This window comes from Paraburkholderia heleia NBRC 101817 (genome assembly GCF_000739775.1).
Taxonomy (GTDB): Bacteria; Pseudomonadota; Gammaproteobacteria; order Burkholderiales; family Burkholderiaceae; genus Paraburkholderia; species Paraburkholderia heleia.
This window is the reverse complement of sequence record NZ_BBJH01000059.1, coordinates 26,493-51,947: the sequence shown is the minus strand read 5'-3', so window position 1 is coordinate 51,947 and position 25,455 is coordinate 26,493. Positions and strand designations below refer to the sequence as shown.

Annotated in this window: 23 protein-coding genes and 1 pseudogene; 10 read left to right on the top strand and 14 right to left on the bottom strand. The window is 64.4% G+C overall.

All coding sequences use genetic code 11. The features are described from left to right. Both BHE01S_RS33640 and BHE01S_RS33635 read right to left on the bottom strand, forming a co-directional pair. The coding region (locus tag BHE01S_RS33640) for a T6SS phospholipase effector Tle1-like catalytic domain-containing protein (RefSeq protein ID WP_042272224.1) at window positions 1–830 on the bottom strand (830 nt) is incomplete at its 3' end. 21 nt (window positions 831–851) lie between these two features. Beyond that, complete coding sequence (locus BHE01S_RS33635) at window positions 852–1,370, bottom strand: DUF3304 domain-containing protein (protein WP_084069541.1); 519 nt, start codon at window positions 1,368–1,370, stop codon at window positions 852–854. 564 nt (window positions 1,371–1,934) lie between these two features. Between BHE01S_RS33635 and BHE01S_RS33630 the strand changes: the two genes are divergently transcribed. Next, on the top strand, window positions 1,935–2,273 hold the full coding sequence (locus BHE01S_RS33630) for an Hcp family type VI secretion system effector (protein WP_322787355.1): 339 nt from the start codon (window positions 1,935–1,937) through the stop codon (window positions 2,271–2,273). Window positions 2,274–2,312: 39 nt separating this feature from the next. Further along, a complete protein-coding gene (locus BHE01S_RS33625) occupies window positions 2,313–2,705 on the top strand; it encodes a DUF3592 domain-containing protein (RefSeq protein ID WP_052406225.1) in 393 nt (130 codons plus the stop codon). Window positions 2,706–2,859: 154 nt separating this feature from the next. Here the strand turns inward: BHE01S_RS33625 and BHE01S_RS33620 are convergent, their stop codons facing one another. Next, window positions 2,860–3,810 (bottom strand): cation diffusion facilitator family transporter, encoded by a 951-nt coding sequence (locus BHE01S_RS33620; RefSeq protein WP_042272199.1) that lies wholly within the window; start codon window positions 3,808–3,810, stop codon window positions 2,860–2,862. A gap of 90 nt (window positions 3,811–3,900) precedes the next feature. Continuing rightward, window positions 3,901–6,672, bottom strand: coding sequence for a type IIG restriction enzyme/methyltransferase (locus BHE01S_RS33615; RefSeq protein WP_042272196.1), 2,772 nt, complete (start codon window positions 6,670–6,672; stop codon window positions 3,901–3,903). A gap of 244 nt (window positions 6,673–6,916) precedes the next feature. On the opposite strand from BHE01S_RS33615, the gene BHE01S_RS33610 reads away from it, so the two are divergent. Next, window positions 6,917–8,065, top strand: coding sequence for a methyltransferase (locus BHE01S_RS33610; RefSeq protein ID WP_042272193.1), 1,149 nt, complete (start codon window positions 6,917–6,919; stop codon window positions 8,063–8,065). Window positions 8,066–8,200: 135 nt separating this feature from the next. On the opposite strand, the gene BHE01S_RS33605 is transcribed toward BHE01S_RS33610, so the two are convergent. Further along, on the bottom strand, window positions 8,201–8,521 hold the full coding sequence (locus tag BHE01S_RS33605) for a type II toxin-antitoxin system HicA family toxin (RefSeq protein WP_042272190.1): 321 nt from the start codon (window positions 8,519–8,521) through the stop codon (window positions 8,201–8,203). 373 nt (window positions 8,522–8,894) lie between these two features. Here BHE01S_RS33605 and BHE01S_RS33600 point away from each other — a divergent pair, with 373 nt between their 5' ends. Beyond that, window positions 8,895–9,758 (top strand): class I SAM-dependent methyltransferase, encoded by an 864-nt coding sequence (locus BHE01S_RS33600; RefSeq protein WP_042272185.1) that lies wholly within the window; start codon window positions 8,895–8,897, stop codon window positions 9,756–9,758. A 19-nt stretch (window positions 9,759–9,777) separates the two neighbouring features. On the opposite strand, the gene BHE01S_RS33595 is transcribed toward BHE01S_RS33600, so the two are convergent. Continuing rightward, a complete protein-coding gene (locus tag BHE01S_RS33595; RefSeq protein WP_042272182.1) occupies window positions 9,778–10,347 on the bottom strand; it encodes a DUF1415 domain-containing protein in 570 nt (189 codons plus the stop codon). A gap of 19 nt (window positions 10,348–10,366) precedes the next feature. Beyond that, complete coding sequence (locus tag BHE01S_RS33590; RefSeq protein WP_042272179.1) at window positions 10,367–11,008, bottom strand: TetR/AcrR family transcriptional regulator; 642 nt, start codon at window positions 11,006–11,008, stop codon at window positions 10,367–10,369. Window positions 11,009–11,181: 173 nt separating this feature from the next. On the opposite strand from BHE01S_RS33590, the gene BHE01S_RS33585 reads away from it, so the two are divergent. The 3 genes from BHE01S_RS33585 (at window position 11,182) to BHE01S_RS33575 (ending at window position 14,682) form a co-directional block, all read left to right on the top strand. Continuing rightward, the gene (locus BHE01S_RS33585) at window positions 11,182–12,465 is read left to right on the top strand and encodes an MFS transporter (RefSeq protein WP_042272175.1); all 1,284 of its coding nucleotides are present in this window, start codon (window positions 11,182–11,184) and stop codon (window positions 12,463–12,465) included. Window positions 12,466–12,629: 164 nt separating this feature from the next. Beyond that, complete coding sequence (locus BHE01S_RS33580) at window positions 12,630–13,232, top strand: nitroreductase family protein (protein WP_042272172.1); 603 nt, start codon at window positions 12,630–12,632, stop codon at window positions 13,230–13,232. Between the two features lie 190 nt (window positions 13,233–13,422). Further along, window positions 13,423–14,682 carry an Hsp70 family protein gene (locus BHE01S_RS33575; protein WP_042272170.1) on the top strand — a complete coding sequence of 420 codons (1,260 nt, stop codon included), beginning with the start codon at window positions 13,423–13,425 and terminating at the stop codon, window positions 14,680–14,682. A 158-nt stretch (window positions 14,683–14,840) separates the two neighbouring features. On the opposite strand, the gene BHE01S_RS33570 is transcribed toward BHE01S_RS33575, so the two are convergent. Next, complete coding sequence (locus BHE01S_RS33570; protein WP_027797379.1) at window positions 14,841–15,044, bottom strand: cold-shock protein; 204 nt, start codon at window positions 15,042–15,044, stop codon at window positions 14,841–14,843. A gap of 433 nt (window positions 15,045–15,477) precedes the next feature. Between BHE01S_RS33570 and BHE01S_RS33565 the strand changes: the two genes are divergently transcribed. Then, a complete protein-coding gene (locus BHE01S_RS33565) occupies window positions 15,478–17,073 on the top strand; it encodes an APC family permease (RefSeq protein WP_042272166.1) in 1,596 nt (531 codons plus the stop codon). 135 nt (window positions 17,074–17,208) lie between these two features. On the opposite strand, the gene BHE01S_RS33560 is transcribed toward BHE01S_RS33565, so the two are convergent. The 6 genes and pseudogenes from BHE01S_RS33560 to hemA form a co-directional block, all read right to left on the bottom strand. After that, window positions 17,209–18,003, bottom strand: coding sequence for a DODA-type extradiol aromatic ring-opening family dioxygenase (locus BHE01S_RS33560; RefSeq protein WP_042272163.1), 795 nt, complete (start codon window positions 18,001–18,003; stop codon window positions 17,209–17,211). A 150-nt stretch (window positions 18,004–18,153) separates the two neighbouring features. Next, entirely contained in the window at window positions 18,154–18,777 is a 624-nt protein-coding gene (locus tag BHE01S_RS33555; protein WP_245639939.1) for a UbiX family flavin prenyltransferase, read from the bottom strand. A gap of 134 nt (window positions 18,778–18,911) precedes the next feature. Next, on the bottom strand, window positions 18,912–19,223 hold the full coding sequence (gene grxD, locus BHE01S_RS33550; protein ID WP_042272160.1) for a Grx4 family monothiol glutaredoxin: 312 nt from the start codon (window positions 19,221–19,223) through the stop codon (window positions 18,912–18,914). Window positions 19,224–19,307: 84 nt separating this feature from the next. Next, on the bottom strand, window positions 19,308–20,177 hold the full coding sequence (gene prmC / locus BHE01S_RS33545) for a peptide chain release factor N(5)-glutamine methyltransferase (protein ID WP_042272157.1): 870 nt from the start codon (window positions 20,175–20,177) through the stop codon (window positions 19,308–19,310). 14 nt (window positions 20,178–20,191) lie between these two features. Further along, on the bottom strand, window positions 20,192–21,274 hold the full coding sequence (gene prfA / locus BHE01S_RS33540) for a peptide chain release factor 1 (protein WP_042272154.1): 1,083 nt from the start codon (window positions 21,272–21,274) through the stop codon (window positions 20,192–20,194). A 234-nt stretch (window positions 21,275–21,508) separates the two neighbouring features. Continuing rightward, window positions 21,509–22,774, bottom strand: a pseudogene (hemA, locus tag BHE01S_RS33535) (glutamyl-tRNA reductase); the annotation flags it as partial. Window positions 22,775–23,292: 518 nt separating this feature from the next. Here hemA and BHE01S_RS33530 point away from each other — a divergent pair. Together BHE01S_RS33530 and BHE01S_RS33525 are read left to right on the top strand one after the other, a co-directional pair. Then, window positions 23,293–23,550, top strand: coding sequence for a hypothetical protein (locus tag BHE01S_RS33530; protein WP_042272151.1), 258 nt, complete (start codon window positions 23,293–23,295; stop codon window positions 23,548–23,550). A gap of 77 nt (window positions 23,551–23,627) precedes the next feature. Further along, window positions 23,628–25,442 carry an aminopeptidase P family protein gene (locus tag BHE01S_RS33525; RefSeq protein ID WP_042272210.1) on the top strand — a complete coding sequence of 605 codons (1,815 nt, stop codon included), beginning with the start codon at window positions 23,628–23,630 and terminating at the stop codon, window positions 25,440–25,442. Window positions 25,443–25,455: the final 13 nt, after the last annotated feature.

Sequence of the window (25,455 nt, the reverse complement as noted above, 5' to 3'; positions counted from 1 at the left end):
GGGTAAACGACCTCCTCGCAGTTGGCAGGATAGTCGCGGCCTACGCGGACCGAATCCAGCGGAAACGCTTCGCGCACCTCGTGCGCCGAAACGAAATGCACACAGCGTTCGACTTCGGTCGGTATCGCCAGTTCTCTGCCCCAGTCGAGATGCAGCGTTGGACCGCCAACCGACGCCACTGTGTCGAACAGTCCCATGAATCTGATTCGTACCGGCGTGCGCTCCCCATTCGAGGCCTGCCAGATCAGGCCGCTGTCCGTGCGTTGGCACTTTTTTTCGATCAACCTCCGCACAAACGCCCGTGCCTCAGTTGCGCCACGCGAAAAGCCGAAGATCGAGACATCGATGAACTGCATGCACCGCCAGGAAGCTGAACCCCAGTCGAGTTCAAGAGTTCGCGAGAATTCGGCCAACGCGTACTGGAGACGCATCTCACCGCCGCTCCCCAGTCCAAGCCCAAGCGCTCCGCCCTTGTCGTCGGAGAGCTTGTCGGTATAACCCACGAGCTTGGGCACCTTGAACGGAGTGCCCACACCTGGAATGTAGATCACAGAAGCTCCGCGCCCCTTCGGATCGTCAACCGCTGCACGGGAGAGCTTGGCGACATTTGACAGGCGCTGTAGCGGCTCGTCAATGTCAAGATTGTTGCCCGTGCCATCGAAGAAAAACGAGAGTTTGGGATACAAGCGGCATTTGGCGTCTCTCAACGAGATAGGGCCGGCCTTGTTGGCAGGGGAAGACAATTCCTGCATTTTTTTCATCCCACCGAACATCGCAGCACTGCGAAGATTCTTGTCCGTAACGGGCGCGCCCGCCTGGCGTACAGTCATCATGCAATGATTCCTTTTTGGTTATTTGTCGGCGCAACCAGATGCCGAAGGAGAAAACGTTAGTTCCGCCGTATTGAGGTCGCGCAGAATTACGCAGACGTAGGCATCAGCCTTTCTTGGGTCCGGGTCATCGTGTGGGCCACCGGAGGGGAAATGCGTAACGACCGTGTGCGGTGCGTCCGGCATGGTTACAGCCCTCGTCTTCGGGTCTTCTTCCCTGCCCCACGTCCATCGAACCGTAACTGGTTGACGCCAGTCCTTGAGGCCGGGATAGCAGCAGTTGATTCTGCCCCCGCCTGAATGATCGTCAACATCCCCGGCCCAGTATTTGTCCACGAAGATGCTTACCGCGTAGCGGTCGGTATGGTTGATCGGCACCATAGCCATCGCTTGGTCTTCGCTGGCGAAGGGATCATCGGGCAAGGTATGGCCGCAAGCGGACAGCGCGATCACTGCACCAGCCGCGAGTGCAGCGGTACGCCGGGATGCTATCGGCGAACTGACGGCGATGAAAAGATACGCAGAAAGGCCCTTCTGCATCGTGGATCTTCCTTCTTTATTGATTGTTGGGAGACAACCCACAGTGGTGCGCAGGGCTGCTATCGTCAGACTTGAGGTATGTCTACCGGCGCGGCCAAAGAAAGGCAATTGCTTCCAGTCCGAAAATTTGGCATTTATTGTCTAGACGCAAAATCGATCGGCTGGACCCTTCGCGTCGTGCCGTGACCGTATCGGCAAACGGTCGTCGCTTACCGAACTGCGCAACACAGGCGACGATGGCGACGGCGATATGTGCGAACTCGACCTCGAAGTGCGCGACGATCTGGCGAGCAAACGGCACTGCTCGCATTACAGGCAAAGCAGAAAGTCGTGCTTTAGATAGACACGCCATCGAAAACGAATAACCAGGTTAGTGATTAAAAATCATCATGTTTGAGCGCGATCAATAGACACCCGTGCTTGTTTGCTGAAGACTCAGCGATCTACCACACGATCGGATGAGGTGAGTATGTCGGACATGTTCATCAGGATTGACGGCATTGTTGGCGAGGCACAGGACGAGATTCACAACGGTGGGTTGATGTCGCGAGCTGGCATTGGAAAATGTCTCAGCAATCGTCAATGATGTCGGGTTCCGGCGGCGGAGCGAGCAAGGCCACAATCAACGATCTTGAATTCGTCCGCCAGATTGATCGCGCCAGTCCCAACCTGATGCGCTACTGCCTGACCGGTCGACACATCCCCAAATGCGTTCTCACAATGCGTAAGGCGGGCAGCCTGCCGCTCGATTTTCTCAAGATCACGATGAATGACGTTGTGATCACCAGCGTTGAGACAACCGCTGCGGGGACGAAATATTGGGAGCATGTGGCGCTCTCCTTCGTCAAGGTTAAACATGAATACACAGTCCAAAATAGCTTGGGATCGACCAAGGGCTCGTGACGGCTCAGTTCAACATCAAAGAAAACCTCGACCGATAGCATGCCCAAGTTCAACTATCTGGCACTGGCATTGGGCGCTGCGTTTTCGGTGGCAACCGCGTATTCCGTCTACAGCACACTCGACTTCATCGGCGCGACTCAGACTGCGCCTGGCGAGGTGGTCGCGACACCAATCGGCCCGCATCACCCCGTTGTCGTCTTCACGGATGTCGACGGCAACAAGGTCCGGTTCCAGGCGAACGGCGACATTTCCGGGAACGTTGGGGACCAGGTGACCGTTCGATACAGCCGGGAAAACCCAGAACGCACTGCGAAGCTCGACACATTCGGGAGTCTTTGGGGCGGCACGCTCGTCCTGCTGGCGATGGTTGTGTGCTTCATCATTGCCGGCCTACGCAATATCGCACCTGGAGGTTGGGGGCCGCAGGAATGATTCATCTGCGAAAGGAAAGCGCCTGAACCTTCAACATGAGCGCTGGAGGCGGGATGGGCCTTGTCTCGATAGTCGCGTCGGGCGGCATGTTCGTGTTGCAAGACCCTCAAGGTCGGTTGCAGCGTTTCAACTATAACGGGTATCGCCAAAACCCTCACTCCGCCCATTCCGGATCGCTCGTGAACATGATCGTGAGCCAGCGATGCGATTCGTCCCCGCCTATGGCCCGGCCAATTTCGTCGCGGATCGCATCCCATTCGGCGATGCGCTTCGCCGGCATATCGGGCGGCACGACGAAATACAGCTCGATTTCGCGGGAGCGGCCCACTTTCGCGACATAAGCGCGGTAGTACTCGAAGGCATAGCGCTCGACGAAGCGTTTCGCGACGGCATCGACATGCTGCTTGAGATCCGCGGGTGTCACGAGCAACACGTCCAGCAGGGCCTGGCGAATTTCCGCGAGCGGAATCGGAATGATCACGACGCAGACTGCGACGAGCGCCGCCGGGTCGACGTAGGGCGTGAAGTGCTCCCAAGCCGTTCCCTGAATCGCGTAACCGATGCTGAAGGCGATCAGCAGCGCCGCGGTGATCCCCGCGGACATGATCCACGACTTGATATCGAGGCGCACGAAATCCGAGTGGATCCGGCGGTTCGCGCGCGATTCGAACACCGCCATCGCCACGCAGGCGCTGACGGTGAGCACGGCGTAGACGAGGGCAGGACCGAAGTGCAGTTCGTGGCCGCCGGAGAGCAGGTTGGTGACGCCGTTGATGAGCGCGTAGACGGCCACGCCCACGAGCAGCGTGCTGTTCAGGCCGAGCACCATGGGTTCGAGATGCCAGAAGCCCATGGTGAAGCGCTCGCGCCATTTGCGCGGCAGGTCCACATTGACCGCGTAGGAGGTGATCAGGCGCACGACGGCGAGGGCGAGTGCACTCATGCTCGCGTCGACGAGCGAATAAACGCCGTCGAACACGATGGAAAACGAGCCGGAGACCAGGCCGAACAGAATGCCGATGAGGGCGATCAGCAACGTCGTGGCGATCGATAGCGTCAGCACGCTGCTCTCGTCGGAAGCACTGAAGAAGCGAAGCCGTTCCATGATGTCCGCCCTGCGCGAGGATGAGCAAGACTAGCCGACTTGCCGGGACGCCGTCGCCGCGCTGCGCGGTCAGCTTGCCCCGCGTGCCGTCTAGCCGGCGCGGCCTTCCACGAGGTCGATCTCCTGGGGGGACAAGCCAAATGCCGCGTAGAGGCGTCGATTGATCTCGCGCGCGATGTCGTCCACTGCCGGCACGTCGCATCCGGACTGTCCGGCGTGCAGCAACCGGGTCACGCATGCGGCGACTTCGCTGCGCACCACGGCGCCGCCCGGCACGGGCAACGCGTCGATCATCGCTGTCGTGAACGCCACGCCGCCGTTGTAGCTCGACGCGCCGTACTTCGCGCGGATCAGGAACACCGAGAGCGGGCAATTGAGCAACGCCGCCGCGAACTTCAGCAGGTTCTCGTCGTCCGAGCGCAGGATCAACGTGGTCTTGCCAGGGATCGTGTCGCCTGCGAGATCGAGTGTCGCGTCGAGTCGTGTGAGGCCTTTCACGATCACCTTTTTCGCCCTGGCTTTCGCGCGGTAGCCGTTCGCGAAAGCCGACGCGAAGCGCTCGCGTTCGACCACGGGCGCCTCGTAGCGTCGCCCGAGATAGGTCATCGGCTTGCTGCCCCAGCGCGAGACGTAGCGTCCGAGCGTGCCAGTGTTCACCACGCGGTAGTGGTGGTCCGGCCGGAAGCGGCCGTCGGCCGCTTCGACGAGCGGCGCGAGCCGGTAGGCGTCCGACGTCGCGCATGCGTTCTCGCAGGGCAACAGCGAACCGAGTGTGGCGTGCGCGCGGGCGAGCCGCTGCATGAACGCGACGTGCGGCGAGAACAATGCGTCGAGCGGCCATGGCGACTCGAGCGTGCCTTTGTCGGTTTGCGCAAGCTCGGTGAACGTCTCGCCGTCGATGCGCGCGGTCGCGATGGCGGGCGTGCCGGACTCGCGAAAGAGCGTGACGATCGAATCCACACGCGCCTGCTCGAACACGTCGCGCCCGAGCCTGACGATGCGTTCGATCTTGCCGATATGCCGTGCGCGCAACGCATTGCCGAAGGGCTTCGATAGCCACTTGTCCGGCGTGAGATACGCCATCGCGCCGCCCGGCTTCAGCAGCGCCAGGCCCAGCTCCATGAACACGATGTACAGGTCCCAGTTGCCCCTTGCGCTCGGCCAGCGTCGCGCCAGCCACTCGCGCAGCGCGCGCTGGCCCTGGTTGATCATGCGCTCGGAGTCGATATAGGGCGGGTTTGCAATGACGGCGTCGAAGTGCTCGAAATCGCCTTCGTCAGTGAGCAGATCTGCAAATTCGATACGCCATTCGAACGCCGTGGTTTCCTCGGGCGGCGTTTCGGCGTGGTTGGCCGGGAGGGTATTGTGCAATGCGTCGCGCAGTTGTGCGAACCGGACGGTTTCGGCGCGCCTTGCTGCGGGCGTAGCTGCCGTTCGCAGTCTCGCCGCGCTCGCGCGGTAGTTCGCCACTAGCTCAACCTGGTCGCGCAATGGCGTATCGAAATCGAAACGGCTGAGCGTCGCATTGCCTGCTTTGAGGTTGGTCTCGAGGTTCGGCAGCGCAGCGGTGAAATCCGCGTGTTCGAGCAGTTCGATCCACAGCCGCAGGCGCGCCATGCCGACCGAATCCGCATTAATATCCACACCGAAAAGCGAGTGCTCGACGATGTCCCGCTTGATGCGAAAGAGCGCCGCTTCGATCTTGCGGATGGTCGCGCCATCGCGCTCGCGGGTGAGCGGCTCGCCGTTCGCGTGCGTGACGCAAAGCCGGTCCGCAGTCACGTCGATGCGGCAAGCGCCAAGCGCTTCGCGCTCGTGCGTGTCCAGCAAGCCGAGGCGCACTTTCAGCGCCAGCAACTCGTTGAGTGCCGAAACGAGCAGATGCCCCGAGCCCACGGCGGGATCGCAGATGCGCAGCGAGTCCAGAATCGCGCGAGCTTCGTCGCGGTTTTCAGTCGATTCGCCGATCACTTCGGATAGCTGATCGATGTTTGCGCAGCACCAACCCTTCGCGCGATGCAAGCGGTTCAGCGCCGCTTGTCTGATGGCGGGACGCGCGAGCTGCATCGCGACGCTACCCGGCGTGTACCAGGCGCCGTCGCGGTAGCCGTTGAGCTTTTCGAAGACAAGCCCGAGCGCCGAGGCGTCGAGGCAGCGCCTGTTCGCCGCAGTTGGCTCTCGCGTGACCGGACCGGCGCAGAAGTCGAAGGCGGCGAGAAAATCGAGCAGATACGCAAGCACGTGCCGCTCGCCGCTCGCATGAGGCAGTACGGTCGCCGGGAAAAGCGCAAGCGTGGCGCGCTCGTCGAGCGTGCGCATGTCGAGCTGGCTTCGATCCAGGTCTTGCGGCTCGAAAAGCGTACCGTCGAAGCGGGGAAGGTGAGCGAAGCGAGCCGGTGGCGTGTCGTCACCGGCGCCGAAGACAGCGTCGCACAATGCGTCGAGGTCGCTGAACGAGCCGATGCGCTGTGCGTTCAGGAACGCGTAGGTCGAATCGCCGTCATGAAGCGTCAGCAAACGCGTTTCGAGCACCTTGAGAAAAACGAGGCGGCTGATCCATGCGATGCAAAGCCGAAGCGCGAGTTCGAAGGAGTCGGCCACCGGCCGCTCGCTCTGACTCTCGCCATTGCCATTGCCATTGCCGGCGGCGAGGCGCGACAGCGCGAGTTCGATCAAAGCGCCGGGCAAGCGCTCTTGCGGCGCGAGTCGTGCGACGGTGCGCCTTACGCCGGAAACGCTCTCCCGCAACCCGACGATATGCAGCAGTTCGGCGTAAAAGCCTTCGTCGAGTCCACCAACGGCGCCGGCGCGGCGCGTGCGCGGTTTGCGCGCGCGGCGTGTCTGCTGGGTGGTTTCTGGCATGGTCTCGGCGGATGGGCGTGCCCTGGCGGGACGCGGTTGGCGCACATTTTACTGCGGGGCGCGCGCGTTTCGTCCTATGCCGTCTGGCCGAGTCGACGCATTCGCCCGTCTGAGCGATCATCGTTGCGATGGCGATGCGGCGGAACGCGGCGCCTCGCTCTGCTATATGATGGCGCCCCGCGGCGCTCACCCGCGGGCCGGGTACGAATCGACAAACTGGCCCGCCGCACCGAATATCCGATCTATGACCGAACATCCCACTCTCACCTGGCCCGACACCGAAGGCCCGCGCACGGTGCGCTGGCGCTCCGAGGCCGGCGTGCCGGCGCCCAAACGCGTGGTCATCGCCGACGACCGCACGACTGCCGACGCCGCCTACCGCCTTGCCAGCGAAGGCACCGCGCTGCTGTGGCGCGGCGACTATCAGAACGCGCGTCAACTGCTGCAGGCCATGGGGCGCCGTGCCGAGCGCAAGCCGCGCAAGGCTGCGCCGCCCAAGGCGCCCGCTTCGCCGCTCGAAGCGTTTCATCTGCATCGCCAGGCGCAGGCGCAGCGCGCCCGTACGCTCGGCATGGTGCTGATTCCGCTCGAAGGCGATTACGGCATCAACCTGCGCCGCGCGCCCGACATCCGGCTCGCGTGCGAAGAGGCGTGGGGCGCGGCCGATGGCGAAGCGTCTGCCGTGTCGCTGCGTGAAATCCTCGGTCTGGTCGGCGCGCACGAATGGCGCAAGAAGGGCGTCGAGATCGCCGCGCTGAACGGGGCGCGCATTCATCCGTACTACGGCGTGTTCTCGCCGGTGCGCGGCGAATACGTCGATCTCGTTGCGCGCACGGCGCTGCCGTCGCTCGAAAAGGCCTTCGACATCGGCACGGGCACCGGCGTGCTCGCCGCCGTCCTCGCCTCGCGCGGCATGAAGCGCGTGGTCGCAACCGATCAGGACGCCCGCGCGCTGGCTTGCGCGAACGAGAACCTGGCTCGTCTCGGTTACTCCGCGCGGGTCGAGGTCGTCGAGGCGGATCTGTTCCCGCCGGGGCGCGCGCCGCTCGTTGTCTGCAATCCGCCGTGGGTGCCGGCGCGCCCCGCGTCGCCCATCGAGTACGCCGTGTTCGATCCCGAGAGCCGCATGCTGCGCGGCTTTCTCGGCGGTCTCAAGGATCATCTCGAGCCGGGCGGCGAGGGCTGGTTGATTCTGTCGGACTTCGCGGAGCATCTCGGGCTGCGCACGCGCGAATCGCTCATCGAGATGATCGTGCAGGCGGGACTTGAAGTAGCCGGGCGCGAGGACATTCGCCCGCGCCACCCGAAAGCTTCGGATCCTGACGATCCGCTCTATCGTGCGCGAGCGGCCGAGCTGACGTCGCTATGGCGCCTCAAGGTGCGCGCAGAGTGAGCCGGCGGCGGGAAAAAGCGTTGTCAATAAAGAAAAAGCCGGGCCGTGAACAATCCATGCGGCCCGTGTGGGTGTCGAGTATCAGCATCGGCGGCCTGGCTGCCACGCCGGGTGCGCGTCAGATTGACATCGGCTTCACCCGGGATAGGCTTCGTCGACCTTCAGGCCTGCCAGCTTGAAAATCACGCGCAGCGTTTGTGGCTTGATATCGCGGCGCGACGCCAGCGCCGACATCACGAAATCGAGCACCTTTGCGTACTTCAGCAGAATCAGGCAGGTCTCGAGATCCGAAGGGCCGTCGCGCATGCTTTCGGCGACCCGCAACATCTCCACCGAGATGTCGCGCGCCATTTCCAGCTCCAGCTGCTGCTTTTCCGTCCAGTCGGGAACCGCGACGAGTTTCGTAAGCAGTTCCTGGAATTTTTGCTCTGCGTTTCCGTCAGGTATCGTATTCATTGCATGCCCCATGCAAGGCCGTACAGCGGCGTGCGCTCTTTGCGCAGCGAGGACCGCGCCAGCCTGATTCATCGCAACCGGCACTCCCGGTGCGACCTCCCAATGCGCGCCTGTCGATTCGTTGCCGGCCGGTCGCGCTGCGTTTTGGTCCTTTTTGGGCATCGGGGACAAAAATCCTCGTGTCTCTTCTATTCAACCCCTCCCTCCTGTCCGCACGTGGGTCAGCGTGCCTGGACGCTATTACGACACTCGCTGCTCTTATGGGTTCGGCAGCCTTGACCAGCTTTTTTCGTAAAATGACAGAAGTACGGCGGCCCTTCTGTCGCCTGTCGCACGTTTCACGACATACCACGCCTTTCATCTGACCACGCCGATGTCCAGCAAGACTTACGAAGTCCGTCCGAACCAGTCTGTCGAACTCCTCAAGGAACTTCACATCCTGACGCGCGACGGCAAGATGAACCAGGACAGCCGCCGCAAGCTGAAGCAGGTCTATCACCTGTTCCAGTTCATCGAGCCGCTGCTCAAGGACCTCAAGCAGGATGGCCGCGACGTGACCCTCGTCGATCACGGTGCGGGCAAGTCCTATCTGGGCTTTATTCTCTACGACCTGTTCTTCAGGGATCAGCGCGACAGGTCACATATTTATGGCATCGAGACGCGCGACGAGCTCGTGCAGCACTCGCAGGCGCTGGCCAAACGGCTGGGCTTTGGCGGGATGTCGTTCCTGAACCTGTCGGTAGCCGATTCGATCACCTCGCCGCAACTGCCGCCGACCGTCGATATCGTGACTGCGCTGCATGCCTGCGACACCGCCACCGACGACGCCCTGCGCTTCGCGCTCAAGAAGCACGCGCGCTACATCGTGGTCGTGCCGTGCTGCCAGGCCGAGGTGGCGGGGGTGCTGCGACGCAACAAGGGCAAGTCGCTCGGCCAGGCGCTCACGGAGATCTGGCGTCATCCGCTGCATACGCGCGAATTCGGCAGCCAGATCACCAACGTGCTGCGCTGTCTGCAACTCGAAGCGCATGGCTATCAGGTGAGCGTGACGGAACTGGTGGGCTGGGAGCACTCGATGAAGAACGAACTCATCATCGCCCAGTACAAGGATTTGCCGCGACGCCGTGCGGCGGCGCGGCTGGGCGAGATTCTCGAGACTTTCGGGCTGGCGGATCTGCGCGAGCGCTTTTTCGCTGACGAAGGCGAGACGGCTTCCGAAGTGGCAACCGAAGGCTGAGCTCGTGGGTGGCGCGGCGTCAGTCGCGCTTGCTCATCCAGTCTTGCCAGCCTTCGAAGCCGAGCTTGCGCAGCGTTTCCTGGTTGCGTTCGTAGATGTCGGCGGCGTCGGGGAATGCCTCGACCGCGCGCTCGATGCTCGCCTCCCGCAGCAGATGCAGGATCGGATACGGCGCGCGGTTCGTGTAGTTCTCGATGTCGTCGGGCTCGGTGCCCTCGAACTGGAATTGGGGGTGGAAGCTCGCGACCTGGAGTGTGCCTTCGAGGCGCAATTGCTGCACGAGGCGCTCGGCGAACCAGGCCGCGTCATTGAAATCGGCGAAGTCGGCCAGCGCGCGGGGCAGGATCAGGAGTGTCGTGTCGATTTCCGCGGCATCCGCCTCTGCCAGCGTTTGCAACTCGCGTTCGAGATCGCCGAGGACACCTTCCAGACCGGTCGCCTCGCTGATCACATAGCGAATCTGGTTCTTCACGTGCACGCTTTTCGCGAACGGGCAGAGGTTCAGGCCGATCACGGCGCGCGTGAGCCAGTGGCGGGTCGCTTCGAAAATGGCGGCGTGGTCGGGGGACAGAGCAGCGGTTTCGTTCATCGTGACATTTTACGGGCGGCTAGCGCCGGGGACATGCCGTCTCGATCAATAGCTTTGCCATACGAGGCGCCGCGAGAATCGGGCCGCAGCCGGGGCCGTAAGTCTGGCTTGCGGCATAGATGCCTTCGACGAGCAGCGCGAGTTCCTCGGCGAGCGCGACCGGATCGTTGGCTCCCGCATCCTGCGCGAGCGCGGTGAACCGCGCCATGAGGCGCGTCTTGTTGTTGTCGACGCTGCGCCGTGCGGGGTGGGTGGCGTCGGGAAATTCGGTCGCGACGTTGACGAACGGACAGCCGCGATAGTCCGGCACCGAGGCGCGGCGCGCGAGGTCATCGAAATATTGCACCAACTGCTTTGCCGGCTCACCAGGGTGCTTCGCGAGACTTTCGTCGAAGCGCTCGAAAAAGCGCACGTCGCAGCGCTGCAGGTAGGCGACGACGAGATCGTCCTTCGACGAAAACTGCCGGTACAGGCTCATCTTGTTGACGCCAGCGCGCTCGACCACGGCCTCGATGCCGACCGCGCGCACGCCTTCGCGATAGAACAGCTCATCGGCGGCGCGCAGCAGGTGTTCGTGCGCACGCGCCCCAGCCGTCTGCGCGCGGGGGCGGGGCGGGCGGGCAGCGGCGCCAGCGGTTTCGTCGTGGCCTTCGGATTTCATGAGGGCATCTCGCGATCAGGGTGATTGCTTGACAATGTTACCGAGCGGTAACTACTATCGCAACACACTTGTGACCGATCGGTAACAAACGAACGATGGCGAATCGTTGCAGCGGACGGTCATACCAACGAAAACATGGGCGCGTCGAACGGCGCGCCGTGACAGGAGCACCGATGAACTGGGCAGCGAGGCGTATAGGCGGGCGTTTCCACTACGGATGGCTCGTCGTGGCGGTGGTGTTTCTGGTCCTGCTGGCGGCGGCCGGCACGCGCGCGACGCCCAGCGTGATGATGGTCCCGCTCGAGCATCAGTTCGGCTGGAGCCGGGCGACGATCTCACTCGCCATCTCGGTGAACATCGCGCTTTACGGCCTCATGGGCCCGTTTGCGGCGGCGGCCATGCAGCGCTTCGGCGTGCGGCCGACGCTGCTCGCGGCGCTCGGCACCATGGCGGCGGGCGTGGCGCTTTCCGCGCTGATGACGCATCCGTGGCAGATGATCCTGATCTGGGGCGTGATGGTGGGCGGCGCTACCGGGGTGGCGGCGCTCTCGCTCTCGGCCACCGTCGTCACGCGCTGGTTCCACTCGCACCGCGGGCTTGCCATGGGCATTCTCACCGCGAGCTCGGCCACGGGCCAGCTCGTGTTCCTGCCGCTCCTGGCGGCGATCGTGGAGAAGCACGGCTGGCAGTCGGTGGTGCTCGTGGTCGCGGTGGCGGCTGCCGCGGTGCTGCCGCTCGTGCTGTTCCTGCTGCCCGAGCGGCCCGCGAGCGTGAATCTGCGTCCGTTCGGCGAGGACGAGAGTACCCCGGTCGCCCCGCCCGCGCCGCATCAGAATCCGCTGAAGATCGCGTTCGACGCGCTCTTCATGGCGAGCCGCACGCGCGACTTCTGGCTGCTCTTCTTCAGCTTCTTCATTTGTGGCGCGAGCACGAACGGCTATGTGGGCACGCACCTCATCGCGATGTGCGGCGACTACGGCATGACCGAGGTGCAGGGTGCCTCGCTGCTCGCCACGATGGGCATTTTCGACCTGTTCGGCACGACGCTCTCGGGCTGGCTCTCAGACCGCTTCAACAGTCGCGTGCTGCTGTTCTGGTACTACGGGCTGCGCGGACTTTCGTTGATCTATCTGCCGCACGCGTTCGGCATCGACTTCTTCGGGCTGCCGATTTTCGCGGTGTTCTACGGTCTCGACTGGATCGCGACGGTGCCGCCGACCGTGCGGCTCGCCACCGACGTATTCGGCAAGGAGCGCGCGCCGATTGTGTTCGGCTGGGTCGTGGCGGGGCATCAGCTCGGCGCGGCATTCGCGGCGTTCGGCGCGGGCCTGCTGCGCTCGAGCCTCGGCACCTACACGGTGGCGTCGATGATTTCGGGCGGCCTGTGCCTCGTGGCGTCGTTCCTCGTGCTGCGCATCAACCGGGGGCCGCGCGCCGTGGGCGTGCAAACGGCCTGAAACGGCGTTCGCGCACCGCAACGCCTAAGCGCCGATTCGTACTTCGGCACATCCCGCCGGGCGACGCATGAGCGTCGCCCGTTGCGTTTGAGCGTATTTCACGCGCTGCGGTTATTCTAGTGACCCCCGGGCAAGCCGCCCGCCACCCCAAGGACACACAAGGCATGACGAAGCACAAACCCGCACCGACAGCCGTGCCCATTCACGAACTCATCGCTGGCCGCTGGAGCCCGCGCGCCTATTCGAGCGAGCCGGTGAGCCGCGAGGCGCTGCACGCGGTGATCGAGGCGGCGCGCTGGGCGCCCTCGGGCTACAACCTGCAGCCGTGGCGCTTTATCGTGTTCGACCGCAGCGCCGACGAAATCGCGTTCAAGCGCGCGTTCGCCACGCTCGTGCCGTTCAACCAGCAATGGAACGCGCCGGCGTCGGTGCTGATCGCGGTGACGGCACACACGCTCAATGCAAAGGGAGAAGTGAATCGCACGGCGCAGTACGATGCGGGCGCCGCGGCCATGTCGCTCGTGCTCCAGGCGCATGCGCTGGGTCTCGCCGCGCACCAGATGAGCGGTTTCGACGTGCAGGCGTTCCGCAAGGAATTCGCGTTGCCGAACGACGTGGAGCCGCTGTCGATCATCTCGATCGGCCACTACGGGGAAGCCGAGAAGCTGGAACCGGTGCTGCGCGACCGCGAAAAGGCGGAGCGCACGCGTTCGGCGGTGGGCGAGATCGCTTACGCGAACGCCTGGAAGCAGCCGTTCAAGGGCTGATTCGGGAGATGCCCCGCGCCCGTGAGGGTGCGCGAACTTCGGCGAAAACGCGCGGCACGGCCCGCGCGTTTTTTCTTGCGGGGCCGCATCATGGGCCTGCGGTTGCCCCGCGCCGCGCTTTCGTGCTACAAAGCCGATCCCCCCGACCTTTCCTCTCCTGCGCGCGCATTCGCTGCGGCGCGCCCTTGCCATGACCAGCTTCTGCGCGATTGACTTCGGAACCTCCAATTCGGCGGTGGCGCTCCCGGCAGCGGCCGGCGGCGCGATGCGCCTCGCACCGGTGGAAGGCGCCCACACGACCTTGCCCACAGCGGTGTTCTTCAACGTCGACGAACACACCCGCGAATTCGGGCGCGCGGCGCTGGCGTCCTATATCGACGGCTTCGACGGCCGGCTGATGCGCTCGATGAAGAGCATCCTCGGCTCGCCGCTCGCCGAGAGTACGACCGACCTCGGTGACGGCAGCGCGATGCCCTATACCGAGATCATCACAATCTTTCTGGAGCACCTGAAGCGCAGCGCCGAGCGTTGCTCGGGTACGCCGATCACGCGTGCGGTGCTGGGCCGTCCGGTGTTCTTCGTCGATGACGACCCGCGCGCCGACCAGCTCGCCCAGGACCAGCTCGAAGCCGCAGCGCGCCGGGTGGGTTTTCGCGAGATCGAGTTCCAGTACGAGCCGATCGCGGCGGCGTTCGACTACGAGTCGCGCCTGGCGGAAGAAGGGCTCGTGCTCGTCGCCGACATTGGCGGCGGTACGTCGGACTTCTCGCTCGTGCGAGTGGGGCCCGATCGCATGACGCGGCGCGAGCGCAAGGACGACGTGCTCGCGCATCACGGCGTGCACGTGGCGGGCACCGACTTCGACCGCCGCGTCGAACTCGCGACCATCCTGCGCGAACTGGGCTACCAGTCGCTCGACCCCGAAGGCCGCGAGGTGCCGAACCGCATTTATTTCGATCTGGCGACCTGGCACCTCATCAACACGATCTACACGCCCAAACGCGCCACCGAACTGAAGCTCATGCGCCATCTGTACCCCGATACGCGCCATCACGACCGGCTGATGCGCGTGGTCGACGAGCGTCTGGGGCACGCGCTCACGGCGCGCGCCGAGGAGGCGAAGATCGGCGTTTCGGCGGGTGGGGAGACGATGATCGACCTCGAAGCGGTCGAAGCGGACTTGCGCCTGGCCTTCGGCGACACCCAGCTCGTCGAGGCGGGGCGCGAGGAGACGCGGCGCATCGTGCAGGCCGCGCGTGAAACGGTGCAGGCGGCGGATATTGCGCCGGCGCAGGTAAGCGCGCTTTACTTCACGGGCGGCTCGACCGGTCTCCTGTTCCTGACGCAGGCGCTGGCGGAGGCGTTTCCGCAGTCGCAGGCGGTGTTCGGCGATCGTCTCGCCAGTGTGGCGACGGGTTTGGGCATTCACGCCCAGCGCCTTTTCGGCTAAGTGCGCGAAGCGCCTAAACCTCGTTCTAAATTGCCAGACAAGAAAAAACCCCACCTTCCAGAAGAAGCGTGGGGTTTTTCGGTAAGCTTGCTAGTCAGGAATTGCGCAGAGGCTGCGTTCAGGTCCTGAAAGCCGTAGCAGACCAATGAGCGCAGTACTTAGACCGGCTTGATGTTGGCAGCTTGCTTGCCCTTCGGGCCCGTGCGGACTTCGAATTGAACCTTTTGGTTCTCTTGCAGCGTCTTGAAGCCGTCAACCTTGATTTCCGAGAAGTGCGCGAACAGATCTTCGCCGCCGCCGTCCGGAGTGATAAAGCCAAAGCCCTTAGCGTCATTGAACCACTTGACGGTACCGGTTTCCATATTACTTTCCTAAAAATGAATGAAGGCCGAAGCCCGAGAGGTGCACGAAAATCAAGGAAGGGGTATGGGACCAGCCGGAGTACCGTTGATGGGCGAACTACGAAAGACCAATTCACACTCGCCGCTTGAAATCCTGCCCGAACTTTATACGGCTAAATGGCAGGAAGGTCAACTAGCTCCCCGGGAAAGTTCGTATTTTTTTGCTACAGGGTCAAAACCAACCCTTACAAAGCTTGATAAGCAAATGACTTTTTTGTATTAGGCGGTCGTTTTCGGCGCCCTTCCGTGGTGCAACCGGTTAAACTACGCGCCGCGCGGAAGTTGCGCCTGCAGGCGCAATCTTTCGTGTGGAGGTACGACAACCGCAGGAAACCCGCCCGCACAACAGACGGGATAAACGCGGTGTCGAGCTGCTCTTGAAACAGGAGAAGACGTGAAAAGTTCTATTCAACGGAACATCGGCCCGTTCGCGCTGATGTTCACCGGCCTCGGGTCGATCATCGGTTCGGGCTGGCTGTTCGGCGCGTGGAAGGCGGCGAAAATTGCAGGTCCGGCGGCGGTTTGCGCGTGGATCATCGGCGCCGTGGTCATTCTGGCCATCGCGCTCACCTACGCCGAACTCGGTGCGATGTTCCCGGAGTCGGGCGGCATGGTCCGCTACGCCCGCTACTCGCACGGCGCCCTGGTGGGCTTCATCAGCGCGTGGGCGAACTGGATCGCCATTGTCTCGGTGATTCCGATCGAAGCCGAAGCCTCGATCCAGTACATGAGCACCTGGCCCTATGCGTGGGCGCATGCGCTGTTCGTCGACGGGTCATTGACCCATTCGGGGCTCGCGCTCTCCGCGATTCTCGTGATCATCTACTTCATGCTCAACTACTGGGGCGTGAAGCTGTTCGCGCGCGCCAACAGTGCGATCACGATCTTCAAGTTCATCATTCCGGGTCTGACGATCATCGGCCTGATGGCTGGAAGCTTCCATCATGAGAATTTCGGCGAAACGACCACGTTCGCACCGTACGGGTGGTCGGCGGTGTTCACGGCGGTTGCCACGAGCGGCATCGTGTTCGCGTTCAACGGCTTCCAGAGCCCGATCAACCTCGCGGGCGAAGCGCGTAATCCGGCCAGGAGCGTGCCCTTTGCAGTGATCGGTTCGATCCTCTGCGCACTCGTGATCTACGTGCTGCTGCAGATCGCCTATATCGGCGCGGTCAATCCGGCCGACGTCGCGAAGGGCTGGAACACGTTCAACTTCAAGTCGCCGTTCGCGGAACTCGCGATCGCGCTGAACCTGAACTGGCTCGCGATCCTGCTTTACGTCGACGCATTCGTGAGTCCGAGCGGCACTGGTACGACCTACATGGCGACGACCTCGCGCATGATCTACGCGATGGAGCGCAACAACACGATGCCGAAGATGTTCGGCAACGTGCACCCGTTCTACGGCGTGCCGCGTAACGCGATGTGGTTCAACCTGCTCGTCTCGTTCATCTTCATGTTCTTCTTCCGCGGCTGGAGCTCGCTCGCGGCGGTGATCTCGGTGGCGACGGTCATTTCTTACCTCACGGGTCCGATCAGCCTGATGGCGCTCAAGCGCGCCGCCACGGACATCGAGCGCCCGCTCTCCGTGCCGTTCATGAAGGTGATCGCGCCGTTCGCATTCGTCTGCGCTTCGATGATCCTGTACTGGGCAAAGTGGCCGCTGACCGGCGAAATCATTCTGCTGATGGTCGTGGCGCTGCCGGTGTACTTCTACTTCCAGGGCAAGCAGGGCTATGAAGGCTGGGGTCAGGATCTGAAGGCGGCATGGTGGCTGTGCGCCTACCTGCCGATCATGGCGCTCCTCTCGCTCCTCGGCAGCAAGCAGTTCGGCGGCAGCGGTCTGCTTCCGTACGGCTGGGACATGCTGGTCGTCGCGCTGGTCTCGCTCGTGTTCTATTACTGGGGCGTGAATTCGGGCTACCGCTCGCCGTACCTCGCGGAACGCGAAGAGCACGATGAAGTGCTCGAAGGCATCGGCGCGCACTAATGCACTAAGGCGCACTAAACGTCGCACCACGCGTCAACTCGCGTCGTACAAAACGCAAAGCCCGCCTGAAGCCATTCAGGCGGGCTTTTTTCCTTTTGCCCCAGGGCGGAGCCAGTGTGGCCGCTCGCTGCGGCGTTATTGCACCGCGCTGCCGAACACGTAGTTCGTCATCGCGAGCGCGCGCTGGTAGGTGCCAAGCGACTGCACGCCGAGCGTGTAGTCGTCGTCGGCTGCGCCGAGCGCCGCGAAGACGGGCAGCAGGTGCTCGTCGGTCGGGTGCATGAGTACCGCATGCGGGGCGCGCTGGCGGTAGTCGAGCAACGCGTCGATGTCGCGCGCGGCGAGGTGATTCTCGAACCATTGCGTGAACTCGGCCACGCGCGGATCGGCGTCTTCCGGACGCGCCGAGAAGTCCGCCTCGCGCAGGTTATGGGTGATCTGGCCCGAGCCGATCACCATGACGCCTTCGTCGCGCAGCGAGCGCAGCGCACGGCCCAGCGCGAAGTGATGGGCGGCGTTGGCGCGCGGCTGGATCGAAAGCTGGGCGACGGGCACGTTCGCGTCCGGGAACATCAGCAGCATGGGCACCCACGCGCCATGGTCGAGGCCGTGCGCCTCTTCATCGACGGGAACACCTTGCTCGCGCAACAGCGCCGCTGCGCGCTGCGCCATCTCGGGCGCGCCGGGTGCGGGGTACTGGATCTCGTAGAGCGCGCGCGGAAAGCCGTAGAAGTCGTGGATCGTTTCAGGCTGCGTGGCGGTGCTCACCGCGGGGCGCATCGTGCCCCAATGCGCGGAGAGCATGAGTACCGACTGCGGACGCGGCAAATGCTCCGAAAGCACGGTGAAGCCGTCAGAAGGCAGCGATGGGTCGATCGGCAGCGTGGGAGCGCCGTGCGAAAGGAAGAGGGTAGGCGTGCGGGTGGTCATGATCGTCGGCGGACCGCGCGGAGGCGGTCCGAAAGTATCGTATTGCGATCAATATAAGACCCTACCGACTTGAATTAAACGGGGCGAAAGGGAATTGATTGTGTCGCCGATATTGATAATCGGCGCCGCGCGCGACAGTGAGTCCGGCGCTTATTCGTCGGTGCCGCGCAGCCCCGGCCAGGCGGGCGAAAGCGCGGGCCCGAGCGCGAACAGGTCGAGCACGCGCGCGACCGTATGATCAACCATCTCGTCGATCGAAGCCGGCCGGTTGTAGAAGGCCGGCAACGGGGGGAAGATCACGCCGCCCATTTCGGTCACGGCCGTCATGTTGCGCAGATGCGCGAGGTTGAACGGCGTTTCGCGCACGAGCAGGACGAGACGGCGGCGTTCCTTGAGCGTGACGTCGGCGGCGCGCGCGATCAGGTTGTCGGAGAGACCGTGGGCGACGCTCGCGAGCGTCTTCATCGAGCAGGGCGCGACGATCATGCCGTCGGTCGCGAACGAGCCCGAAGCGATGGTCGCGCCGACGTCGCGCACGGAATGCACGACATCGGCGCGCGCGTGCAGATCGTCCTTGCTCAACTGCAGTTCGTGCTGGATGTTGAGCCAGCCCGCTGCGGATACGAGCAGATGCGTTTCGACGCCGCCCAGCCGCCGCAGCAGGTCGAGCGTGCGCACGCCGTAGATCGCGCCCGTGGCCCCGGTGATCGCGACGATCAGCCGGCGTTGCGGCACTTGTGCGATGGCAGACGAGGCAGGGAAGGCGGTATTCACGTCAGGCGGGAAGCGAAGGCGGGGCGAGTTCGAAGCGAAGACGCTTCGTGAAAAAGCGCCGGCGTCATTTTCCGGGCGCTCGGGACGGCGTCGGGAGCACCGTCGTGCGCCCGATGCCGTCCCGAGGCTGGCGATTACGCCGCGGCGAAAAGCTGCTGCAGCTCGCCGTTCTGGTACATCTCCATCATGATGTCCGAGCCGCCGACGAACTCGCCCTTCACGTAGAGCTGCGGGATGGTCGGCCAGTTCGAGAATTCCTTGATGCCCTGGCGGACCTCGTCGTCCTCGAGCACGTTGACGGTCTTGAACTGATCGACGCCGCAGGCTTTCAGGATCTGCACCGCGCGACCGGAGAAGCCGCACATCGGGAACTGCGCGTTGCCCTTCATGAAGAGGACGACGGCGTTTTCGTCGACGATCTGCTTGATGCGTTGTTGGGTGTCCATGACTGACCTTGCGATTGAATTGATGCTGAATACGTTGGAATGCAGGATGAAATGATAGCGGATTTCGCCCGCGCAAGCCCGGCGTTACCGGGAGCGTTGCTGGCCGCCCGGCTGAGGCAGACAGCCGCCGCTGATGCGCTCGATCCCGGCCAGATCGCGCTCGGAGCGCACGTCCTTGAAACCGGCGTCTTCGAGCAACGCCCGGACGGCGGCGGCCTGGTCGTAGCCGTGCTCCATCCAGAGCACGCCGCCCGGTGCGAGCCGGGCAGGGGCGCCGGCGACGATTGCGCGCAAAGCGGTGAGGCCGTCGGCTTCGTCGGTGAGCGCGCCGCGCGGTTCGAAGCGCAAGTCGCCCTGTTCCAGATGCGGATCGCCGCTCGCGATATACGGCGGATTGCTCACGATCGCCTCGAATCGCAGCGCCGCATCGAGCGTGTCGTACCAGCTGCCCGCCACGAACGCGAGCGGGCCGCCGGGACGTTGGACGTCGAGCAGTTTCTCGGCGTTGCGCGCCGCCACGTCGAGCGCGGCCACCGAGCGATCGACGGCCCAGACGTGCGCGTCGGGCCGTGCCGAGGCGAGCGCCACGGCAATCGCGCCGCTGCCGGTGCCGAGGTCGAGCACGCGCGGCTGGGCGATGCCTTCGAGTGCCGCGAGCGCCGTTTCCACCAGCACCTCGGTATCGGGGCGCGGAATCAGCACGTCGGGCGTCACGTCGAAGTCGAGGCCGTAGAACTCGCGCGCGCCCACGAGCTGCGCGATCGGCTCGCCGCGCACGCGGCGCGCTTCGAGCGCGCGGTAGGCATCCGCGCGGGCCGCATCGAGTGCCTCGTCGCCGCGCGTGATGAGTTCGGTGCGGCGCCAGCCGAGCACGTGCATCAGCAGAATGCGCGCTTCGAGCGCCGGCAGCGGCGTGGCGCGCAGCAGCGCTTCGGCGGTGACGGCTTCGCTCATGTTCTCTTGCGCGCTCAATCCGCGTCGCCGAGCGAGGCGAGCTGCTCGGCCTGGTGCTCGGAGACGAGCGCGCCGATCAGTTCGTCGAGGTCGCCGTCCATGATCGCCTCGAGGCGATAGAGCGTGAGATTGATGCGGTGATCGGTGAGCCGCCCCTGCGGGAAGTTGTAGGTGCGGATGCGCTCCGAGCGGTCGCCCGAGCCCACGAGGCTCTTGCGCGTGGCCGCTTCCCTGGCGTGCTGCTCCTGGTACTGCTTGTCCTTGATGCGCGCGGCGAGCACCTTGAGCGCACGGTCCTTGTTCTTGTGCTGCGAGCGGTCGTCCTGACACTCCACGACGAGGCCGGTCGGAAGGTGCGTCACGCGCACGGCCGAATCGGTCTTGTTGATGTGCTGGCCGCCCGCGCCCGAGGCACGAAAGGTGTCGATGCGCAGATCGGCGGGATTGATCTCCACTTCGCCGATTTCGTCGGCTTCCGGCATGACCGCGACCGTGCAGGCCGACGTGTGGATGCGGCCCTGCGTTTCGGTGGCGGGCACGCGCTGCACGCGGTGACCGCCCGACTCGAACTTGAGCTTCGAGTATGCCGCCTCGCCCGCAATGCGCACGATCACTTCCTTATAGCCGCCCAGATCCGATTCGCTCGCCGACATCATCTCGATCTGCCAGCGGTTGCGCTCCGCGTAGCGCAGGTACATGCGCAGCAGGTCGCCCGCGAACAGCGCCGACTCGTCGCCGCCCGTGCCCGCGCGGATTTCGAGGAACACGTTGCGGTCGTCGTTGGGATCCTTCGGCAGCAACATCATCTGCAATTCGTGCTGGAGCTGCGCCATGCGCTCGCGCGCGGCTTTCACTTCTTCTTCGGCGAAGTCGCGCATCGAGGCGTCGGAGAGCAGGTCTTTCGCCGCGGCCTCGTCGTCTTTGGCCTGACGCCACTGTCCGTAGTGCTCGACCACGGGCCCCAGCTCCGCATGCTCGCGTGTGAGCTTGCGGTACTGGTCGCGGTTCGAGGTCACTTCGGGACGGCTCAACAGGTCGTTCAGCTCGGCCAGGCGCGTAGTCAGCTGGTCGAGCTTTGATTGCATGCTCGTTTTCATCGGGCGGTGCGGAGCGGGCTCCGGATAGGACTGCGAGAGAGAAGAGGCGGGCGTGCGGCCCGGTCGTGCAGGGCGCGCATGGCGCGCGCCCGACCAGGAACGTCGCTAACGGTCCGAATTACCGGACGAATCGGACGAATCGGACGAATCGGACAAATCGGACAAATCGGCAGAGCGCGAGGCGCTGACGTCCGCCGCGGCCTGCGCGGCGTCGTCTACTCTCGCCGGCTGGCCGTGGCGGTAAAAGCCGCCCATCAGTTCGATGAGCGAATCGCGCTGATCGCCGCTCGACGTGTTGAGCGCATGCGTCGGGCCGTGGATCAGCTTGTTGGTGAGCGACTGCGACAGCGCTTCGAGCACGGCCGACGGGTCGTCTCCGCGCGCGAGCATCTTGCGGGCGCGTTCGAGCTCGGCGCGCCGCAGCGCGTCGGCCTGGGTATGCATGTGGCGGATGACCGGCACGATGCTGCGCGAGTCGAGCCACTGCATGAAGTTCGCCACGCGCGATTCGATGATCGTCTCGGCCTGCGCGACGGCGGCCTGGCGCGAGGCATTGCCTTCGCGCACGATCGTGCCGAGATCGTCGACGGTATAGAGGAACACGTCTTCGAGCTGGGCGACTTCGGGCTCGATGTCGCGAGGCACCGCGAGGTCGACCATGAAAATGGGGCGGTGACGGCGCGCCTTCACCGCACGCTCCACCGCGCCGAGACCGATGATAGGCAGCGTGGACGCCGTGCACGAGACGATGATGTCGAATTCGTGCATGCGCGCCGGCAGATCGGAGAGCGCAATGGAGCGGCCGCCGAAGCGTTCCGCAACGTAGCGCCCGCGCTCGGCGGTGCGGTTTGCAACCACGAGTTCGCGCGGCTGCTGCGCGGCGAAGTGCGCGGCGCACAGTTCGATCATCTCGCCCGCGCCGATGAACAGCACACGCTGGTTGGCGATCTTGTCGAAGATGCGCTGCGCGAGGCGCACGGCCGCGGCCGCCATCGAAACCGACTGCGCGCCGATTTCGGTCGTGCTGCGCACTTCCTTCGCCACGGCGAAGGTGCGCTGGAACAACTGGTTCAAATAGGTGCCGAGCGCGCCGGCCTCGGTCGCGGTGCGTACCGCAGTCTTCATCTGGCCGACGATCTGCGTCTCGCCCAGCACCATCGAATCGAGCCCCGATGCCACCCGGAACGCATGACGCACCGCTTCGGACTGCGGCAGCGTATAGACGTGCGGCGCAAGCTCCTCTTCGCGGAGGCCGTGGTAGTGCGAAAGCCAGCTCACGGCGGCGTCGCGCGAGCTTTGCGCGTCGGTCGCGCAGTAGAGCTCGGTGCGGTTGCAGGTGGAGAGAATGGCGGCTTCCGGCGCGCTCAGCGAGCGCTTGCCGGACCACGCTTCCTTGAACAGGGCGAGCGCGGGCTTGATCTGTTCGAGCGGAAACGCCACGCGTTCGCGCAAGGCGACGGGCGCGGTGTGGTGATTGATTCCGATCGTTAGAAGCTGCATACCATGGGGGCGAGATTTAGGCGGATATTATAACTTTTCCTTGCATCCGACATTCGCGCCGACAGAGTCCGGCACTGCGGTAGATGATATGGAGAGCCTTTCGAGCGCGCAGCCAAAGCCGTACCAAGTGGTCGAACGCCCGTCATGCTCGGGCCCGAGCTGCAATTTGCTGCACAGCCGGAAGTGTGCGTGTCGCGGATGCGCGACCGAACGTCGCGGCTTGGATTCCACACGGTTTCGGGAACGCGCGCCCGCGGAACGGGACGCGACGCCTTGGTGAAGAGCGGGGGCGCGAAACGGTCTACCTGAGTGTGAGCAGGACGGTTTGACCCCGAAAGCGGCCTGGACGCGCTTGCCTTGCGCCATCCCGCCCCCTACACTCAACCGCTACGCGCGAAGCGCCGAGCCGACCGTTTTCCCGTTTTGTTTTAATGGAGTCCAATCAGGCTACCCATGCTAGCTCTCGTGCTTCGGCGGTCCTTTCGAACTAGTCCGGAAACCTGCAGGACAAGTCGCTAATGGGCTGGTCCGGTATCGTCATGCTTGGTTTGGCGGTGGGCTGTGCGGGGTGGTGGCTCCATCCCTTGCGCCGCGCCGCGCGTCATGGACTCGCGTTGGCGGTCGTGGCCGGCGTGTTCGGCGCGGCGCTCGCGAACGCGGCGGGCAGTGAGACCGGTCTCTTCCACGATGGCGAATTGCTCCAGTGGCCGCTTTGCGCGGCGCTCGCGCTCGTTTGCGTGGGCGTGTGCGTGGCGCTGCGCGCGCGGCGCAGCTAGTCGCGCGCTACCGCCCACCAGGCGCCGCTTTTGGCCGAACCCAGATCTTCCGCTTCGAATTCTTCGCAGGTGAAAACATGAACGCCCGACTCCCCGAAACCTCCTCGATTCCCGAGCGCATTGCCGCCCTGCGCGCCGCGATGACGCGCGCCGGCGTGGATGCCGCGCTCGTGCCTTCCGCCGATCCACATCTGTCCGAGTACCTGCCGCGCCGCTGGCAGGGGCGCGAGTGGCTCTCGGGCTTCACCGGCTCGGTGGGCACGCTCGTCGTGACGAAGGACTTCGCGGGCGTGTGGGTGGACAGCCGCTACTGGGTGCAGGCCGGGCAGCAATTGACCGGCACCGGCATCCAGCTCATGAAGATGATGGGCGGCCAGCAGAGTGCGCCGCACATCGACTGGCTCGCGCAGAACGTGAGTGCGGGCGGCGCAGTGGCCGTGGATGGCGCTGTGCTCGGCGTCGCCTCGGCGCGCGCGCTGGCCGAGGCGCTCAAGGCGCGCGATGTCGCACTGCGCACGGACCTCGATCTGCTCGACGACGTCTGGCAAGGCCGCCCGTCGCTGCCGCTCGAGCCCGTGTACGAGCACGTTGCGCCGCATGCCGACATGAGCCGCACGGGCAAGCTCGACCAGGTGCGCCGCGCGATGCAGGATAAGGGTGCGCAGTGGCACTTCATCTCCACGCTCGACGACCTCGCCTGGCTCTTTAACCTGCGCGGCGCGGACGTGAACTACAACCCGGTGTTCGTCGCGCACGCGCTGATCGGGCCGGACGACGCAACGCTCTTCGTCGCCGACGGCAAGGTGAGCGAGGCGCTCGTGCGGTCGCTCGCGAAAGACAAGGTGCGCGTCGCGCCGTATGCACAGGCCGCCGCCGCACTCGCGGCGCTGCCCGCGAAGGCCGCGCTGCTCGTCGATCCGCGCCGCGTGACGTATGGCCTGCTGCAGGCGGTGTCGTCGGCGGTCAAGCTCGTGGAGTCGGTGAACCCGAGCACATTCTTCAAGTCGCGCAAAACCGCCGCCGAAGCCGATCACGTGCGCTCGACCATGGAGCAGGACGGGGCGGCGCTTGCCGAGTTCTTTGCGTGGTTCGAGGCGGCGCTTGGCCGCGAGAGGATCACCGAGCTGACCATCGACGAAAAGCTTTCCGCCGCACGTGCGCGCCGTGCGGGCTTCAAGTCGCTCTCGTTTGCGACCATCGCGGGCTTCAACGCGAACGGCGCCATGCCGCACTACCGCGCCACGCCCGAGTCGCACAGCGTGATCGAAGGCGATGGCCTGCTGCTTGTCGACTCGGGCGGCCAGTACCTCGACGGCACCACCGACATCACGCGCGTCGTGCCCGTGGGCACGCCGAGTGCGGAGCAAAAGCGCGATTTCACGGTCGTGCTCAAAGGCATGATGGCGCTCTCGCGCGCGAAGTTCCCGCGCGGCATCCGCTCGCCGATGCTCGACGCCATTGCGCGCGCGCCGATCTGGGAAGCGGGCGCCGATTACGGCCACGGCACGGGCCACGGCGTGGGCTACTTCCTGAACGTGCACGAAGGTCCGCAGGTCATTTCGCACTATGCGCCGGCGGAGCCCTGGACCGCGATGGAAGAAGGCATGATCACCTCGGTCGAGCCGGGTATCTACCGGCCGGGCAAGTGGGGTGTGCGTATCGAGAATCTTGTGCTCAACCAGCGCGCCGAAACCACCGAATTCGGCGAGTTCCTCAGCTTCGAGACGCTCACGCTCTGCCCGATCGACACGCGCTGCATCGATCTCGCGCTCCTGCGCGCGGACGAGCGCGAGTGGCTCAATGCGTACCACCAGACGGTGCGCGTGCGCGTGGCGCCGCATGTGAGCGGCGATGCGCTCGCGTGGCTCGAAAAGCGCACGCAGCCGATCTGAATTCCCAAGCATC

Bases quoted from the DNA above. Each gene is read 5' to 3' on its own strand.
- BHE01S_RS33635 (WP_084069541.1), bottom strand. From the start codon at position 1,370: ATGCAGAAGGGCCTTTCTGCGTATCTTTTCATCGCCGTCAGTTCGCCG.
- prfA (WP_042272154.1), bottom strand. From the start codon at position 21,274: ATGAAAACGAGCATGCAATCAAAGCTCGACCAGCTGACTACGCGCCTG.
- BHE01S_RS33590 (WP_042272179.1), bottom strand. From the start codon at position 11,008: ATGAAATCCGAAGGCCACGACGAAACCGCTGGCGCCGCTGCCCGCCCG.
- BHE01S_RS33625 (WP_052406225.1), top strand. From the start codon at position 2,313: ATGCCCAAGTTCAACTATCTGGCACTGGCATTGGGCGCTGCGTTTTCG.
- BHE01S_RS33585 (WP_042272175.1), top strand. From the start codon at position 11,182: ATGAACTGGGCAGCGAGGCGTATAGGCGGGCGTTTCCACTACGGATGG.
- BHE01S_RS33580 (WP_042272172.1), top strand. From the start codon at position 12,630: ATGACGAAGCACAAACCCGCACCGACAGCCGTGCCCATTCACGAACTC.
- BHE01S_RS33570 (WP_027797379.1), bottom strand. From the start codon at position 15,044: ATGGAAACCGGTACCGTCAAGTGGTTCAATGACGCTAAGGGCTTTGGC.
- BHE01S_RS33595 (WP_042272182.1), bottom strand. From the start codon at position 10,347: ATGAACGAAACCGCTGCTCTGTCCCCCGACCACGCCGCCATTTTCGAA.
- BHE01S_RS33620 (WP_042272199.1), bottom strand. From the start codon at position 3,810: ATGGAACGGCTTCGCTTCTTCAGTGCTTCCGACGAGAGCAGCGTGCTG.
- BHE01S_RS33600 (WP_042272185.1), top strand. From the start codon at position 8,895: ATGTCCAGCAAGACTTACGAAGTCCGTCCGAACCAGTCTGTCGAACTC.
- BHE01S_RS33560 (WP_042272163.1), bottom strand. From the start codon at position 18,003: ATGACCACCCGCACGCCTACCCTCTTCCTTTCGCACGGCGCTCCCACG.
- BHE01S_RS33525 (WP_042272210.1), top strand. From the start codon at position 23,628: ATGAACGCCCGACTCCCCGAAACCTCCTCGATTCCCGAGCGCATTGCC.
- BHE01S_RS33615 (WP_042272196.1), bottom strand. From the start codon at position 6,672: ATGCCAGAAACCACCCAGCAGACACGCCGCGCGCGCAAACCGCGCACG.
- grxD (WP_042272160.1), bottom strand. From the start codon at position 19,223: ATGGACACCCAACAACGCATCAAGCAGATCGTCGACGAAAACGCCGTC.
- BHE01S_RS33605 (WP_042272190.1), bottom strand. From the start codon at position 8,521: ATGAATACGATACCTGACGGAAACGCAGAGCAAAAATTCCAGGAACTG.
- BHE01S_RS33630 (WP_322787355.1), top strand. From the start codon at position 1,935: ATGTCTCAGCAATCGTCAATGATGTCGGGTTCCGGCGGCGGAGCGAGC.
- BHE01S_RS33610 (WP_042272193.1), top strand. From the start codon at position 6,917: ATGACCGAACATCCCACTCTCACCTGGCCCGACACCGAAGGCCCGCGC.
- prmC (WP_042272157.1), bottom strand. From the start codon at position 20,177: ATGAGCGAAGCCGTCACCGCCGAAGCGCTGCTGCGCGCCACGCCGCTG.
- BHE01S_RS33575 (WP_042272170.1), top strand. From the start codon at position 13,423: ATGACCAGCTTCTGCGCGATTGACTTCGGAACCTCCAATTCGGCGGTG.
- BHE01S_RS33530 (WP_042272151.1), top strand. From the start codon at position 23,293: ATGGGCTGGTCCGGTATCGTCATGCTTGGTTTGGCGGTGGGCTGTGCG.